We start from the raw sequence: 15,919 nt of genomic DNA, 5'->3' as shown, positions 1-15,919 counted from the left end.
GGGAGGTCAGTCGGCGGTTTCGGATTCGCGCTCGCTGCCTTCGTCGCCCTCGGTGGCCGTTTCGCCATTGGCTTCGATATACTCGAAATCCAGCGCCCCGTCCTTGAGCGTAATCTTGACCGCGCCGCCCTTGACCAGCCGGCCGAACAGCAATTCCTCGGCCAGCGGCTTCTTGATGTGCTCCTGGATCACCCGGCCGAGCGGGCGGGCGCCGTAGAGACGGTCGTAACCGCGTTCGGCCAGCCATTCCTTGGCCGCCGACGAGATTTCGATCGTGACGTTGCGGTCGGCAAGCTGGGCTTCCAACTGGAAGACGAACTTTTCGACCACGCGGCCGACGATCTCGGGCGTCAGGTTGGCGAAGGGGATGATCGCGTCCAGGCGGTTGCGGAATTCCGGGGTGAAGATGCGCTTGATCGCTTCCTCGTCCTCGCCTTCCCGCGTGTCGCGGCCGAAGCCGATCGCTTCCTTGTTCAGGTCCGCCGCCCCCGCGTTGGTCGTCATGATCAGGACGACATTGCGGAAATCGACGGTCTTGCCGTTATGGTCGGTCAGGCGGCCATGGTCCATGACCTGGAGCAGGACGTTGTACAGGTCGGGATGCGCCTTTTCGATTTCGTCCAGCAGCAGCACGGCGTGCGGATGCTGGTCGATCGCGTCGGTCAGCAGGCCGCCCTGGTCGAAGCCGACATAGCCCGGCGGAGCGCCGATCAGGCGCGAGATCGAATGACGCTCCATATATTCGGACATGTCGAAGCGGACCAGCTCGATCCCCAGCGTCTTGGCGAGCTGCTTGGCCACCTCGGTCTTGCCGACGCCGGTCGGGCCGGAGAACAGATAGTTGCCGATCGGCTTTTCCGGGTCGCGCAGGCCGGCGCGCGACAGCTTGATCGCGGCCGTCAGGGCCTCGATCGCGCGGTCCTGGCCGTAGACCATGCCCTTGAGGTCGCGCTCCAGGGTGCGCAGCGTCTCCTTGTCGTCCGACGAGACGCTCTTGGGCGGGATGCGGGCGATCTTGGCGACGATGTCCTCGACATCCTTCAGGGTCACGGTCTTGCGGCGGCGGTTTTCCGGCACCAGCATGCGCGAGGCCCCGACTTCGTCGATCACGTCGATCGCCTTGTCCGGCAGCTTGCGGTCGTGGATGTATTTCGCCGCCAGTTCCACCGCGCCGCGGATCGCTTCCTCGGTGTAGCGGACCTTGTGGTGGCGTTCGTAATTGACCTTGAGGCCGCGCAGGATCTTGACCGCGTCCTCGACCGAGGGCTCGGCGACGTCGATCTTCTGGAAGCGGCGCACCAGGGCGCGGTCCTTCTCGAAATGCTGGCGGTATTCCTTGTAGGTCGTGGAGCCGATGCAGCGCAGCGTGCCGGCCGCCAGCGCGGGCTTGAGCAGGTTGGAGGCGTCCATCGCCCCGCCCGAGGTGGCGCCGGCGCCGATGACGGTGTGGATCTCGTCGATGAAGAGGATGCTGCCGGGGTTATTGTCCAGTTCGGTGACGACCGCCTTCAGCCGTTCCTCGAAATCGCCGCGATAGCGGGTGCCGGCCAGCAGCGCGCCCATGTCCAGCGAATAGATCGTGGATTTGAGCAGCACCTCGGGCACGTCGCCCTCGACGATGCGCTTGGCCAGGCCCTCGGCGATGGCGGTCTTGCCCACGCCCGGGTCGCCGACATAGAGCGGGTTGTTCTTGGTGCGACGGCACAGGATCTGGATCGTGCGCTCGATTTCCGAATCGCGGCCGATCAGCGGATCGACCTTCCCGTCCTCGGCCTTGCGGTTGAGGTTGGTGCAGTAGGCGCTGAGCGCGTCCTGGTTCTTCTGGCTGCCCTTGCCGCGTTCCTCGCGTTCCGTCTCCGGGTTCTCCTGCGCGCTGCCGGTGACCGGGCGGCGGGTGGACCGGTCGGGCGCCTTGGCGATGCCGTGCGAGATGAAATTGACCGCGTCCAGCCGGGTCATGTCCTGCAATTGCAGGAAATAGACGGCATGGCTTTCGCGTTCGGCGAACAGGGCGACCAGCACGTTCGAGCCCGTGACCTCGTCGCGGCCGGTGGACTGGACGTGGATGGCGGCGCGCTGGATCACGCGCTGGAACGCGGCGGTGGGCTTGGGATCGACCGTGCGGTCGGAGGCCAGTCCGGCCAGGTCCTTGTCCAGGAACTCGGTCAGGTCGGAGCGCAGCTTGTCCAGGTCGACGCCGCAGGCGCGAAAGACCGTGACCGCGTCGCTGTCGTCGACGAGGGCCAGCAGCAGATGTTCCAGGGTCGCATATTCGTGGCGCCGGTCGCCCGCCAGGGTGAGCGCACGATGAAGCGTCTGTTCGAGAGTGCGTGACAACATCCGTGACGCTCCTTTTCCTGGGCCGGACACGAACCCGACGGGTCGGGCCGGTCGAACAGAAACATATTTGGTGTGTTTTGGACGGAAAGCCAGTGGAAAGAACGATAAAGTTCCGGCGGGTGCGGGGGGCAGGGCGCCCGCGCGCCGCGCGCGCGGGCGCCGGTAGGAGCCGGACGATCGTGGTGGCGCGATATGAACTTTAAAAACAACGGCCTGGCGCGGGCGTTGCCGGTGACGGAGGCTAGTCTTTTTCGATCGTGCATTGCAGCGGGTGCTGGTTCTGCCGCGCCAGATCCATCACCTGGGTCACCTTGGTCTCGGCGACCTCGTACGTGAAGACGCCGCAGACGCCCACGCCGCGCTTGTGGACATGCAGCATGATGTCCGTCGCCTCCTCGCGCGATTTCTGGAAGAAGCGTTCGAGCACATGGACGACGAATTCCATCGGCGTGTAGTCGTCGTTGAGCATCAGGACCTTGTACATCGCCGGCTTGCGCGTCTGCGGCCGGGTCCTGACGACGACGCCGATGGTCGGGGAATCGGGGTTGTCCGGATCGGAATTCTGTCCGTTGCCGCTGCCGTCGCGCCGGGTGGGGTTGTTGCCGCCATGCGCCCGCGCCCGGTCCACCGCTGCGACGGGCGGGCCGGTCATGGCACGGACAGGGGTGAATGCTGCTGTCATGGTCACACCATATTGGATCGATGTCGGGTGTTGGAAGAGCGAAGCGGGGGAATTTTAAGCATGGCTGGCCCCGCGGCGGGACGGCCGGCCGGCCGGGCGCGGGCGGCCTGGGGTGAAAAGACAGTATTTTCTTTTGCTTATCGTGGTTTTCTCTGGACGGGTCGCGGAAAATGGCCATAAGGTTGCCGGATGACGCGGATCCTGTGACGAGGGGACAGGCGGTGGCCGACGGAGCATGGATGGACGGGAAACAGGGATGGCTCGCCCGGCTGCGTCGCGCCGTGGCCTTTCTGGCCCCCGGCGGCGGCCGAACCGTGCGCGTGTCGCTCGGCCTCGCCGCCGGATATCTGGCGACGAGCGTCGTCGCCGTGCCGCGCGCCCACGCGCAATATGTGGGGCAGATCAGCTCCATCGTGATGGATGCCCGCACCGGCGCCGTGCTGTCGCAGAGCAACCCCGACCTTCAGCGCTATCCGGCCAGCCTGACCAAATTGATGACCCTGTACCTGGCATTCAAGGCCATGCGGGCCGGGCAGATCACGCTGGACCAGTCGGTGCCGGTCTCGGCCCATGCCGCTTCCATGGAGCCGTCGAAGCTGGGGCTGGTGCCGGGCAGCTATCTGACGGTGGAACAGGCGGTGCTGGGGCTGGTGACCAAATCGGCCAATGACGCGGCCTGCGCGCTGGGCGAGCTGATGGGCGGCGGCGACGAAGCCCGTTTCGCGGAGCTGATGACCCGCCAGGCGCGGGCGCTGGGCATGGTCAATACCTCGTTTCGCAATGCCTCGGGCCTGCCGAACGAGGAACAGGTGACCTCGGCGCGCGACCTGGCGGTGCTGACCCGGCAGATCATCACCGAATTCCCTGAATATTATCATTATTTCTCGGTTCCGGCCTTCTATTTCCATGGCCGGCAGGTGCCCAACCATGACCCGATGCTGCGGATCTATCCCGGCGCGGACGGGTTGAAGACGGGCTATACCGCGCTGGCCGGGCGCAACCTCGTGACCTCGGCCATGCGCGACAATGTGCGGCTGATCGGCGTGGTGCTGGGCGCGCGCAGCAACCCGCAGCGCAGCGCGCTGATGGCCGGGCTGCTGGATGACGGATTCCGCCAGGAGGGTGTGGCCGACGTGCGCCGGCCGCTGGTGCTGGCGCGCGGCAGCCGCCGCCGGGCCGCGATCATGCTGGCCGCCGCGGCGCGCGGCAGCGCCGGGCCGGAGCAGGTGGCCGAACTGCCGGCGCCCCGCCACCGCGGCGCGGCGCGCCATGGGCATGCCCATGCGCCCGTTCATGCGCCCGTTCATATGGTGGCGGCCGGCCATGCCGGCCATGCGGCCGCGCGCCGCCATCGGCGCAGCCATGGCTGAAGCCCGGCCTGGCGGGCTTGCGGATGCGGGTCGATCGGGTGGTTGCCCTTGCCTTGTGGCCGTGTCCCGCGCATTTATCCCCGAGAGTTGATGATGCCGATTTGCGGCGGATGAACAAGCGAGGGGCATCGTGATGGACGGTGACACGGACGCGCGGCGGGTGATCCTGCATACGCCGGAGGATTTCGCCGGCATGCGCGCGGCGGGGCAACTGGCGGCGCGGACGCTGGACATGATCGTGCCGCATGTGCGCGCGGGTGTGACGACCGGCGAACTGGACCAGTTGATCCATGACTTCATGATCGCGCACGGGGCCACCCCGGCGACGCTGGGCTATCGCGGCTATCCGAAATCGAGCTGCATCTCGCTGAACCATGTGGTGTGCCATGGCATTCCCGGCGACAGGCAGCTTCTGGACGGCGATATCCTGAATATCGACGTGACCGTGATCCTGGATGGCTGGTTCGGCGATACCAGCCGCATGTACACCGTCGGCGCCGTGTCGCGAAAGGCCGAGAAGCTGATCGAGGCGACCTATGAGGCGCTGATGCTCGGAATCGGCCAGGTGCGGCCGGGCAGCACGCTGGGCGATATCGGCCATGCGATCCAGACCTTTGCCGAATCGCACCGTTTTTCGGTGGTGCGCGATTTCTGCGGCCATGGGATCGGCCGTACCTTCCACGCCGCGCCGAACGTGCTGCACTATGGCCGCCCCGCCGAGGGGCTGGTGCTGCGCCCGGGCATGTTCTTCACCATCGAGCCGATGCTCAATGGCGGCCGGCCGGACGTGAAGGTGCTGGATGACGGCTGGACGGCGGTGACGCGCGACCGGTCGCTTTCGGCGCAGTTCGAACATATGCTGGGCGTGACCGAGGACGGGTGCGAGATCTTCACGCTGTCGCCCGCCGGCCTGGACCGCCCGCCCTATGCCACCGCCGCCTGAGTGCCGGCCCCCTGTCGTTGAAAGGTTCGTGATGCGTTTTTCCCTGCTTCGGTGCCGGTGGACCCCGCTCGTGCTGGCGGGCTCGATGCTGGCGGGCCTGGCGATGCCGGCCATGGCGGTGCCGGCGGTGCAGGGGGATGCGCTGACCTTCGGCGCGGCGCAGACGGCCCTGCCGCCCCTGGCTCCGGCGGAAGGGGCGCACGGCATGGTGGTGTCGGCGCAGCATCTGGCCTCGGAGGTCGGCGCGCGCATCCTGGCGCAGGGCGGCAACGCGGCGGACGCGGCGGTGGCGGTGGCCTATGCGCTGGCCGTCGTCTATCCGGCGGCCGGCAATATCGGCGGTGGCGGCTTCATGACGCTGCGTGCCCCCGACGGGCAGACGGTTTTCATCGATTTTCGCGAGCATGCGCCGCTGGCCGCGACGCCGACCATGTATCAGGACGCCAGGGGCGGCGTGATCCCGAACCTGTCGATCGTGGGCTGGAAGGCCGTCGCGGTGCCGGGGACGGTGGCGGGCATGGACATGATCCTGCATCGCTGGGGGCATATGACGCGCCAGCAGGTGATGGCGCCCGCGATCGCCCTGGCGCGCGACGGCTTCGTGCTGGCCGAGGGCGATGTGCAGTTGCTGAACACCTCGACCGCCGATTTCGCCCGCGATCCGGAGGCGCGGCGGATCTTCCTGCGGCCGGACGGCACGCCGCTGCGGGTCGGCGACCGGCTGGTGCAGGCCGACCTGGCCGACAGCCTGTCGCTGATCGCGCGGGATGGGGCGGCGGCCTTCTATCGCGGGCCGATCGCCGATGCGATCGTGCAGGCCAGCAAGGTGGGGGGCGGGATTCTGCAATCCGAGGATTTCCGCCGCTACGCGCCCCGCGTGCTGCCGACCCTGACCTGTTCCTATCGCGGCTATCGGGTCGACACCGCGCCGCCGCCCAGCGGCGGCGGCGTGGCGCTGTGCGAGATGCTGAACATTCTCTCGGGCTATGACATGCACCGGCTCGGGCTGCATACCGCGCCCGCCGTGCAGCGCGAGGTCGAGGCGATGCGCCGGGCCTATGCCGACCGGCAGGACCTGGGCGACCCGGCCTTCGTGCGGAACCCGGTGACGCATCTGATCGACCCCACCTATGCGCGGGAGGTGCGCGCGACGATCCCGACCGACCACGCCGTGCCGTCGGCCTCGCTGAAGCCCGGGCAGGTCGAGCCCGAGAAGCACGAGACGACCCAGTTTTCGGTCGCCGACGACAAGGGCATGGCGATTTCGGTCACCTATACGTTGAATGGCTGGTTCGGCGCGAAGGTGATCGGCGGGCATACCGGCATCTTCCTGAATGACGAGATGGACGATTTCTCGTCGCGTCCCGGCGTGCCCAACATGTTCGGCATCGTCGGCAGCGCCGCCAATGCCATCGCGCCCGGCAAGACGCCGCTGTCGTCGATGTCGCCCACCATCCTGTCGCGCAACGGCAAGCCGGTCATGGTGATCGGCAGCCCGGGCGGGTCGCGCATTCCGACCATCGTGCTGTCGGCGATCCTGGGCGTCGTGGATTACGGGCTGGATATCCAGCAGGCGGTGGACCTGCCGCGCATCCACGAGCAATGGCAGCCCGAGCCGGTCGAGATCGAGCAGGGGGCGCTGACCGACGCGGTTGCCGCGACGCTGGAGCGGGAAGGATACACGCTGGCTCCGCATGCGCCGTGGGGCGTGGCGGAAGGCATCCTGGTGGGTGGGCCGCGCCTGGGGGCGCGGCATGTCGGCACGGCGCGTTATTTCGGCGGGTTCGACCGGCGCCATCCGGGTGGGGCGGCCGTCGGGGAGTAGGTGGCCCCTTCGGCCGGCCAGAGGCCCGGCCGGTACCCGAACGGATCGGGCGTGACGATGGTGCCGGATGGACGGATCCAGAGAACGGCCGGTGCCGCGCGCGCGTGGCGCGGCCACGGTCCTTCGGCGCACAGGGCCGTCTCGCCGATGATGAAACGGCGCCAGATATCGTGGACGCGGCGGCTGAGGGCCGGGTCGAGATTTCGGTAGCGCTCCGGCAGCGTGGCGCGGCCGGTCGCGTCGTTCCACCATACGCAGCCGAGTTCGTCGCCGTGGGCGGCGCCGGTTTCGTTCGGCCCGATGGCGCCGAAGAGATATTTATGGACCGGCTGCCAGTCGCTCAGGAGGGCGGCGTAGCGTGTCGTCGGGTTCTGGAAGACCAGATCGCCGGCGATGGCGCGCCATAATCCGGTTGCGTCATGGTCGGGGAGTGCCGCGCGGTAGCGGGCGACGATCTCGGCGCCCGTCGTCCCGGCGGGCCGCACGCGGGGATCGAGAAGCCGGATGGTGTCGTCCAGCGACAGGTGGGGGTGGGCGGTCGAATGGGTGAGATATTCGGCCGATGTCGTGCCGATCATCACCGGAACGGGCATGACGCGGCCCGTGATCGCGGCCTGTTCGGGGTGCATCGGCAGGGTCGGGGGATCGATCACCGGCTGAAACGGGATTCCGACCATCGTGACGGTGCCGTCGCGGACCGGATCGTGGTGCTCGTAGCATTGGTCGCAGAGGTCGCGCTGGGCTTCGAGAAGCCGGGACATGGGCAGGGTTTCCAGCGCGGCGGCGTCCGCGCCCAGCCGGTCGAGGAAGCGGCGCGTGACGGCGCGGGCGTCGGCCATCGGCAGGATGGCGGGCGTCGCGCCCGACTGGATCATCGCCCGGGAGAACAGGCCCCGCGCCGCCGGCATGGCGAGCAGCGTGGCGACGGCGAAGCCGCCCGCCGAGCGCCCGGCCAGCGTGACGCGCGCGGGGTCGCCGCCGAAGCGCGCGATATGCCGCCGCACCCATTCCAGGGCCTTGATGACGTCGAGCAGGCCGCGATTTTCCGGCTGTCCGTCGAGGCTGAGGAAGCCGAGGGCGCCGAGCCGGTAGTTCGGCGTGACCTCGACGATGCCGCTGGCCGCGAAGGCGCCCGTCTGGAGAATCGGCTCGTTGCCCGAGCCGACGGCGTAGCCGCCGCCATGCAGCCAGACCAGGACCGGCGCCTGCCCGCGCAGGTCCGGGCTGCGGATGTTCAGGGTCAGGAAATCCTCGCCCGCCTCGTGCCGCGATGTCGCGCCACGGCCGACGGGGCCATAGGTCGCGACCTGCGGGCAGATGGCGCCGAGCGCCCTGGCCGGGCGGACGCCCTGCCAGGGCGGGACGTCGCGGGGGGCGCCGAAACGGTGTCCGGGCGTGACGGGCGCCGCATAGGGAACGCCGAGAAAGACGTCGATGCCGTTTTCGGACCGGCCGTCGATCCGGCCGCTGTCGAGCGTGATGATCGTCATGGGGGTTCCTTCAGCCGCCGACCGCGCGGCGCAGGCTGATGCCGCGTTCGACGATCGCCACCGGAATCATCGTGAGCGCCACCACCAGCACCGAGAGCGCCGCCACCTGCGGGTCGGTCCGGAACTGGATGTACTGGTAGATGGCGAGGGGCAGCGTGGTCGCGTCGTTGCCGGCGATGAAGAGGGCGATGACCGATTCGTCGAAGGAGAACAGGAAGGCGATCAGGCCGGCGGCGACCAGGCCGGGCCGGAGGCCGGGCAGGATGACCCGCGCGAAGGTCTGCCACGGCGTCGCGCCGTGGAGGCGCGCGGCTTCCTCGCAGGAGCGGTCGAGCGCCGCCAGGCTCGATGAGACGATCCGCGTCGTATAGGGCACGGTGATGCCGATATGGGCGAGGACCAGGCCGCCCAGCGTATCCAGCAGGCCCAGCGGCTGGAGCGTCATCATCAGCCCGACCGCGAGCACGATATGCGGTACCAGCATGGGCGAGAGGAACAGCCACTGGACATAGGCCCGGCCGCGAAACGTGCCGCGTGCCAGGGCGAACGCCGCCGCGGTGCCGAGGACCAGCGACAGGCTGGCGGCGGCCGCCCCGACCGTGAGGCTGGTCAGGCCGGCATGGCGGAAGGCGGGGTTGCGCAGGACCGCCGCGTAGGAATGCAGCGAGACCGTGGCCGGGGGGAAGCTGAGATACGGCCGGGTGTCGAACGACACGACCAGGACGACGGCCAGCGGGGCCAGCAGGAACGCGTAGAGCAGCGCCACCAGCAGGCGCCAGCAGAACGTGCCCGCGCGCGGGCTCATGCCTGGGCCTCCATGCGGGCCAGGACGCGCTGGTAGAGCGAGATCACGAGTCCGAACAGGATCAGCAGCACGACCGACAGCGCGCCGGCGAAGGGCCAGTCGAGGGTGACGGTCGTGGCGTTGAAGATCTCGGTGGCCAGGACGAACACCCGGCCGCCCCCCATGAGTTGCGGGGTCACCAGGGAACTGATGGCCAGGACGAAGACGAGCAGCGCCGCCGTGAGCAGGCCGGGCAGCGCCAGCGGCAGGATGATCCGCAAAACGATCTGGGGCAGGCGGGCGCCCAGCAGCGCCGCCGCCTGTTCCAGTTCGACATTCACGCGGCCCAGGGTGCTCAGGATCGAGATCACCGCGTAGGGCATCAGGATTTCGACCAGCGCCACCACGGTCGCGAAGAGGCCGTTGTCCAGCCGGATCGGCATGGCCAGCAGGCCGGTTTGCAGGAGCAGGCTGTTGATGATCCCGTGGCGGCCGAGGATGACCATCCAGCCATAGGTGCGGATGACGGTGGACGTCATCAGCGGCGCGATGGCCAGGACCACGAGCACGCCGCGCCAGGCGCTGGTGGAGCGGGCGAGGAACAGCGCGATCGGGAAGGCCATCGGCACGGCGAGGCAGGCCGTCACCACGCCGATGCCGAGCGTGCGCCCGATGATCCACCAGTAGAACGGATCGCCGAGCACCCGGGCATAGGCGCCGGCCGACAGGCCCGTGGCCGGCACGCTTGGCCCGGCCTGCGGCAGCAGAGACACGGCCTGCGGCAGGAGGGACACGCGTGCCAGCCACGCCACCGGCAGCACGAAGGTGATGAGCAGCGCGGCCAGGCCGGGCGCCAGCAACGCGGCCTGGAGCCAGCGGGGCGGCGTGGTGGCGTGGTCGTTCATGGCTGGTCGGGGTCCAGCACGACCATGTCGTCGGCGCTCCAGGACAGTGCGATCGCCTGGCCGGGCGCGAAGGCGCGGCCGGTTCCGGCGGGCTGGTCCACCGTCAGGCCGAGCGGCCCGACCCTGACGGAGAGGGTGTGGCGCTCGCCGGTATAGACCACGTCCTCGACGGTTCCGGTGCAGCGGACGTCCCGGTCGCCCGGCGGGCGCGCGTGGATGTGATGGGGGCGCAGCAGGAGCGTCCGGGTGCCGTGCCACGGCGCGGCGTGGGCGGGGATCGGGAGGGTGCCCAGCCCGTCGATGCGGGCGGTGCCGCCGCCCTGCCAATGGGCGGCGAGGAAATTGCCGCGCCCGATGAACGAGGCGACGAAGCGGTCGACCGGGCGCTCGTAGATGTCGGCCGGCGTGCCGGCCTGGCGGATCCGTCCGTCCGCCATCACCGCGACCTGGTCGGCCATCGACAGGGCTTCTTCCTGGTCGTGGGTGACGAAGATCGCCGTGACGCCCAGCCGGCGCTGGAGCGCGCGGATTTCGGCGCGCATGGCGTCGCGCAGCTTGACGTCGAGATTGGCCAGCGGTTCGTCGAGGAGAAGGATGTCGGGCTTTATCGCCAGCGCGCGGGCGAGCGCGACGCGCTGGCGCTGGCCGCCGGACAGGCTGGTGACCGGGCGGTCTTCCAGCCCGTCGAGATGCATCATCGCGATCATTTCGGCGACCTGCCGGTCGCGCGCCGCCCGCGCGACGGCGCGGACCTCCAGCCCGAAGGCGATGTTGCGCGCGACGCTGAGATGGGGAAAGAGCGCGTAGGACTGGAAGACCATCCCCATGTTGCGCCGGTGGAGCGGCACGTCGGCCATGTCGCGCCCGCCGACCAGCAGGCTGCCGGCATCCGGCGCGACCAGCCCCGCGACCATGCGGAGCAGCGTCGTCTTGCCGCAGCCGGAGGGGCCGAGCAGCATCAGCATGCCGCCGCGTTCGAGCGTGAAGCCGACGCGATCGACCGATGGGGCGGCCGTGCCGGGGAAGCGTTTGCTGAGGCCGCGCGCCGCCAGGTAGGCGGCGGGGTGGTCGGGGTTATGCACTGATCACCTCGCGCTGGATGCGGCGGATCCAGTTGCCGTAGTGCGCACTGATGAAGGTCCAGTCCAGGTGCATTTCCCGCGCGGCGACGGCGGGGCCGCCGAAGATGCCGTCGGACAGGGATTCCGGCAGGACCACCTGGGCGTTGGTCGGACCGTAGAAGGCCATGCGCGCGAAGGCGGCCTGCGTTTCGACCGACAGGGCGTGGTCGATGAAGGTCGCCCCCAGCGCGGCGTGGGCGGAGCCGGCCGCGAGGTTGATGGTGTTGATCTGCGCCACGCTGCCCTCTCGCGGGATGACGGCCCGGATGGTGCCCGGGTTGGCCCGGCCGATCATCTGTCCCCGGCCGTTCCATCCCACGCCGAGGGCCGCCGTCTGGGCGAGGAGGAGGGTGTAGAGATCGGGCTGGGCGTTCCAGCTCGCCACGTTCGGCGCGAACCGGCGCATCAGCGCCAGGCCCGGATCGATGCTCGCGCGATAGTCGCCCCCCGCCATGCGTGTCAGCACCGGCAGGAGCGCCACGCCGCGCGTGTCCTCGACCGGCATGCAGACCTGGTCCACCAGCGCCGGACGCCCGAGATCCATCCAGCTCTCCGGGGCGGCGGGGATGACCCGGCTGTCATAGACCAGCGCCAGGTTGTCGCGCGAGAAGGCGAGCCCGTTGAAATTGCGGCCACGGCCCCAGTCCGGGATCGCGGCCCGGTTCGGGACCTCGCCGTCCGACAGGGGGGCGAGAAGCTGCTCGGCGGTCGCCAGGATCGAGATCGAGATATCGGCGATCGCGACGTCGATCCGGGGGGCCGCCCGTTCGAGCCGGAGCAGCGCCAGGAGCTGCGCGGAATTCATGATCGGCCGGTAGACGACCGCGACACCCGGGTGCAGCCGCAGGAACGGGGCGATGACGGCGGCCTGGAAGGCCTTCTGGAACGGCCCGTGGAATCCGCAGACCGTCAGTGTCGGCATCGTCGCCGCGCGGGCGCGGACGAACGGCGCCGCGCCGAGGCCGGCCAGGGCGCCGCGCCGGGACAGGGCGGATGCGCGTCCGCGCATCACACCTCCGCGGCCCAACTGTCGCGGAATACGCGCATCCAGTTCAGGCCCAGGATCTTCTCGACCCGGCTCTCGCTCCAGCCCCGGCGCAGCATGGCCCGGGTGACGTTGGGGGTCTCGGAGATCCGCGCGAAGCCGGCGGGCTTGCGGATCACGCTGCTGCCGAATTCGGTCAGCGTCCGCGCGTAGCCCTTGTCGCGATTCGCCCAGACCTGCCACGGGCCGGGGCGCGGGTGGCCGGTGCTGAAATCGGTGCCGAGGGCCACATGGTCCTCGCCCACCACGTTCAGGACGTGGCTCATCGCGTCGAGATAATCCTCGATCGTCGCATCGTTGCCGGCCTTGAGGCCCGGGGCGAACAGGCTGACGCCGATGACGCCGCCCTTTTCGGCGCAGGCGCGGAACAGGTGGTCGGGCTTGTTCCGCTTCACGTCGCGCAGGGCGCGCGGCAGCACGTGCGAGATGCAGACCGGCTTGCGGGAATGGGCGATGACCTCCTCGGACGTGAGGTCGCCGACATGGCTGAGGTCGCACAGCACGCCATGGCGGTTCATTTCCTCGACGACCTCGTGGCCGAAGCCCGTCAGGCCGCTGTCGCGCCGTTCCAGGTAGCCCGCCCCGGAATAGTTCTGGGTATTGTAGGTGAGCTGCATGATGTTGACGCCCAGCATCTTGAACAGGCGCACATAGTCCAGCCTGTCTTCGAGCGGCGAGGTGTTCTGCCAGCCGATGCTGATGCCGGTCCGGTTGGTCGCCCGCGCGGTCTCGATGTCGCCGATGCCGCGAACCGGCAGGATCAGGTCGGCGTTTTCGGCGAAAAGCCGTTCCCACTGGCGGATATAGGCCATGCCCTCGCTGAAATTCTCCCACAGCAGGGAGGCGGCGTTGACCATCGTCAGGCCGCCGGCGCGCATCTCCTCGAAGACGCTCCGGCTCCACGCGCAGGTCTGCAAGCCGTCGATCACGAGGCTTTGCCCATGCAGCCGCCGCGCGGTGTCAGTCATGCTCTGTTTTTCCTTGGACAGGAGGAAGGGGGGCCACGACCTGCGTGGGGTGCCATTCGTCGCCGGTCAGTTCCGGCCGGCTGTAGTCGCGGAACGCATCGAGATGGCGCTTGCCGTCCTCGCGCAGGAAGGACGCGGCGACGCCCCGCGCCAGCCTGCCGGCGGCCTCGGTGAGGGCGGGCACGCCGCTGGTCAGCTTGCCGTGGCTGAGTACCGCGTCGAAGGTGAAGCAGTAGAGGCGCGACAGCGCCTCGTCATCGGCCGGGTCCCTGGCCTGGAACGAGAAATCCCGGCCGAGATAGGGGGCCATGCCCAGATGGCTGCTTTCCTCGTCGGGCGCCGGGACGTAATGGTCGGCCCACAGCCGGATCAGGGGGGCGATCCTTGCCAGTTCGGGGCGCGTCGCCGGCGCGCAGGCGAAGCCCGTCGCGAAGATCAGGATGTCCAGCCCGGTCGTGCCGTGCGGTGTCGTGACGCGAATCCCGCCTTCGCCTTCCTCGACGGACAGGATCGGGCTGGAGAGGTGCATGCGGGCGTTGGGATGGCGGAAGACCCGCCGCGTGCTGTCGCGCGGGGCCGGAACGGGATAGTCCAGCCCGTAGCGCATCATGCGCCATTTCAGCGCGTCGGGCAGGGTGACATAGCCCGTCACCAGCCCGTCGCTGCTGATGCCGCTGAACTTGTCGATGGACGGCAGGGCGTCGCGCCGGACGAAGAGATCGAGCGACGCGGCGCCGCATTCGAGCGCGGTCGCCGCGTTGTCCATGGCCGAGGCGCCCGCGCCGACGACGCCGACCCGCTTCCCGCGGAACGCCTCATGGTCCAGGAGTTCGGCGGAATGGGCGTAGAAGCGGCGGCTGACGGTGCGGACCACCGGCGGGATGAAGGGAGCGCCCAGCCCGTCGATGCCGGTGGCGATGACGACGCGTCGGGCGCGGAGTGGCCGGGCATCGCCCTGGATCGCGATGTCGGTCATGCCGTCGGCGCGCGGGGCGATGTCGGTCACGGCGCAGTCGTTGCGGACGGGAATGGCCAGGATATCGCGGTACCAGCGCAGATACGCCATCCATTGCCCGCGTGGGATCCTGCCCAGATCCTGCCAGGCGGGGGCGCCGAACTGCGCCTCGAACCAGGCGCGGAAGGTCAGGCTGGGGATGCCCAGCGCCGGGCCCGTGGCCTCCTTCGCGGTGCGCAGCGTGTTCATGCGGGCGTAGGTCACCCAGGGCCCTTCCTGGCCCTTCGGCGCGCGGTCCAGGCAGATGACGGACTCGATGCCCCGGAAGCGCAGCGCCGCCGCCGCGGCCAGCCCCAGCATGCCGGCGCCCACGATGACGACGTCGTAATCGGGACGCTCCTGCCCCGCCACGGGCAGGACCCAGGGGCGGGCGGGCAGGTTGAGGAAGGCGAGGTCGCCGCGGACCCGGTCGGCGAGGGCGTCGAGGCCGCAGGGGCGGGGCTGTTCAGGCGCGGGCATCGGGACCTGGCTCCGTCTTGAAGAGGCGTGTCTGGAGCCGGTCGAGGGCCTCTGGCGGATGGCGGACGAAACCGGGCAGCAGGTCGTACGCCATGGTGCCGACCCGCTCGATGAGATGCTCGACCTCCGGGTGGGGCGGGCGGAACTCCGGCGTGAGAACGCCCCATACCGACGGGATCTGCTCGGCGAGCGGCCGGACCACGGTGCCGCGCAGGGGGATGCCGTATGCCGTCACCGGCTCGACGATCGCGACGCCGAGCCCGGCGCGGGCCGCCATGATCGCGATCAGCGAGGTGTTGGTTTCGAGCTTCGTATGGGGACTGACGGCGTCGGCTTTCAGGGCGGCGTCGATCGACCGCCTGAGACGGAAGGGATTGCCGACCGTCATGACGTGGCGGTTGTGCAACTGTTTGAGCGATAGCACGTCCTGCGTCGCCAGCGGGTCGTTCTCGGACAGGACCGCGACGCAGGGGGCCTCGCCGATCCAGTGGACGCGCACGTTCGCGATATCGATCGGCAGGGTGGCGAGGCCGATATCGAGCGTTCCCTCCGCCACGGCGCTGACGACGTTCTCGGACGCCATGCTGGTGAGGGAGGCCGGCATGTCGGCCCCCAGGGGCCCGCACCCCGCGACGACCTCCGGCAGGAGGCCGCCCGACAGGGCCGGCGTGGCGCCGACGGCGATCCGGCGCCTGGTATCGCCGGAGGCGAGCTGCCGCGCCCGTGACTCGATATTGCGCAGGCCGACATAGGAGCGCCGGACTTCCTCATGGAGGAGCATGGCGTTTTCCGTGGGTTGCAGCCGCGCGCCCGCCCTGTGGAACAGCTCGAAGCCCACGACCTCTTCCAGGTCCAGGATCAGGCGGCTGATCGCCGATTGCGTGCGCCCGAGATGACGGGCGGCGCCCGTCATGCTGCCGACGGAGACGACCGCGTGGAAGGCTTCGATCTGGCGCGCTGTGATCATGATCC

The 15,919-nt window shown here is 69.3% G+C and carries 13 protein-coding genes; 3 read left to right on the top strand and 10 right to left on the bottom strand.

The features are described from left to right. Positions 1-6: 6 nt before the first annotated feature. Entirely contained in the window at positions 7-2,340 is a 2,334-nt protein-coding gene (gene clpA / locus HLH48_RS05615; protein WP_182996514.1) for an ATP-dependent Clp protease ATP-binding subunit ClpA, read from the bottom strand. A gap of 241 nt (positions 2,341-2,581) precedes the next feature. Then, on the bottom strand, positions 2,582-2,992 hold the full coding sequence (clpS, locus tag HLH48_RS05610) for an ATP-dependent Clp protease adapter ClpS (protein WP_182996611.1): 411 nt from the start codon (positions 2,990-2,992) through the stop codon (positions 2,582-2,584). Positions 2,993-3,261: 269 nt separating this feature from the next. Here clpS and HLH48_RS05605 point away from each other — a divergent pair, with 269 nt between their 5' ends. The 3 genes from HLH48_RS05605 to ggt all read left to right on the top strand — a co-directional run bounded on the left by HLH48_RS05605 (position 3,262) and on the right by ggt (position 7,160). After that, a complete protein-coding gene (locus HLH48_RS05605; RefSeq protein WP_182996513.1) occupies positions 3,262-4,392 on the top strand; it encodes a D-alanyl-D-alanine carboxypeptidase family protein in 1,131 nt (376 codons plus the stop codon). Between the two features lie 133 nt (positions 4,393-4,525). After that, positions 4,526-5,335 carry a type I methionyl aminopeptidase gene (map, locus tag HLH48_RS05600; RefSeq protein WP_182996512.1) on the top strand — a complete coding sequence of 270 codons (810 nt, stop codon included), beginning with the start codon at positions 4,526-4,528 and terminating at the stop codon, positions 5,333-5,335. A 103-nt stretch (positions 5,336-5,438) separates the two neighbouring features. Beyond that, positions 5,439-7,160 carry a gamma-glutamyltransferase gene (gene ggt / locus HLH48_RS05595; protein WP_373320165.1) on the top strand — a complete coding sequence of 574 codons (1,722 nt, stop codon included), beginning with the start codon at positions 5,439-5,441 and terminating at the stop codon, positions 7,158-7,160. Here ggt and HLH48_RS05590 read toward each other — a convergent pair. Genes HLH48_RS05590 through HLH48_RS05555 form a run of 8 tightly spaced genes read right to left on the bottom strand, consistent with a single transcriptional unit; the run spans position 7,106 to position 15,914 of the window. Beyond that, positions 7,106-8,650, bottom strand: coding sequence for a carboxylesterase/lipase family protein (locus tag HLH48_RS05590; protein WP_182996511.1), 1,545 nt, complete (start codon positions 8,648-8,650; stop codon positions 7,106-7,108). The genes ggt and HLH48_RS05590 overlap by 55 nt on opposite strands. 10 nt (positions 8,651-8,660) lie before the next feature. Then, the gene (locus HLH48_RS05585; protein ID WP_182996510.1) at positions 8,661-9,455 is read right to left on the bottom strand and encodes an ABC transporter permease; all 795 of its coding nucleotides are present in this window, start codon (positions 9,453-9,455) and stop codon (positions 8,661-8,663) included. Continuing rightward, entirely contained in the window at positions 9,452-10,339 is an 888-nt protein-coding gene (locus tag HLH48_RS05580; protein WP_182996509.1) for an ABC transporter permease, read from the bottom strand. The genes HLH48_RS05585 and HLH48_RS05580 overlap by 4 nt, the downstream gene beginning before the upstream one ends. Further along, positions 10,336-11,421 (bottom strand): ABC transporter ATP-binding protein, encoded by a 1,086-nt coding sequence (locus HLH48_RS05575; protein ID WP_182996508.1) that lies wholly within the window; start codon positions 11,419-11,421, stop codon positions 10,336-10,338. The genes HLH48_RS05580 and HLH48_RS05575 overlap by 4 nt, the downstream gene beginning before the upstream one ends. Further along, on the bottom strand, positions 11,414-12,469 hold the full coding sequence (locus HLH48_RS05570; protein WP_182996507.1) for an extracellular solute-binding protein: 1,056 nt from the start codon (positions 12,467-12,469) through the stop codon (positions 11,414-11,416). The genes HLH48_RS05575 and HLH48_RS05570 overlap by 8 nt, the downstream gene beginning before the upstream one ends. Beyond that, entirely contained in the window at positions 12,469-13,473 is a 1,005-nt protein-coding gene (locus HLH48_RS05565; RefSeq protein WP_182996506.1) for a membrane dipeptidase, read from the bottom strand. Before HLH48_RS05565 ends, HLH48_RS05570 begins: the two co-directional genes overlap by 1 nt. Then, the gene (locus tag HLH48_RS05560) at positions 13,466-14,947 is read right to left on the bottom strand and encodes a flavin-containing monooxygenase (protein ID WP_182996505.1); all 1,482 of its coding nucleotides are present in this window, start codon (positions 14,945-14,947) and stop codon (positions 13,466-13,468) included. The genes HLH48_RS05565 and HLH48_RS05560 overlap by 8 nt, the downstream gene beginning before the upstream one ends. Beyond that, on the bottom strand, positions 14,934-15,914 hold the full coding sequence (locus HLH48_RS05555) for a LysR family transcriptional regulator (RefSeq protein ID WP_182996504.1): 981 nt from the start codon (positions 15,912-15,914) through the stop codon (positions 14,934-14,936). Before HLH48_RS05555 ends, HLH48_RS05560 begins: the two co-directional genes overlap by 14 nt. Positions 15,915-15,919: the final 5 nt, after the last annotated feature.

The organism is Gluconacetobacter sacchari (assembly GCF_014174255.1).
Lineage (GTDB): Bacteria > Pseudomonadota > Alphaproteobacteria > Acetobacterales > Acetobacteraceae > Gluconacetobacter > Gluconacetobacter sacchari.
This window is presented reverse-complemented; position numbering and strand designations above follow the sequence as displayed.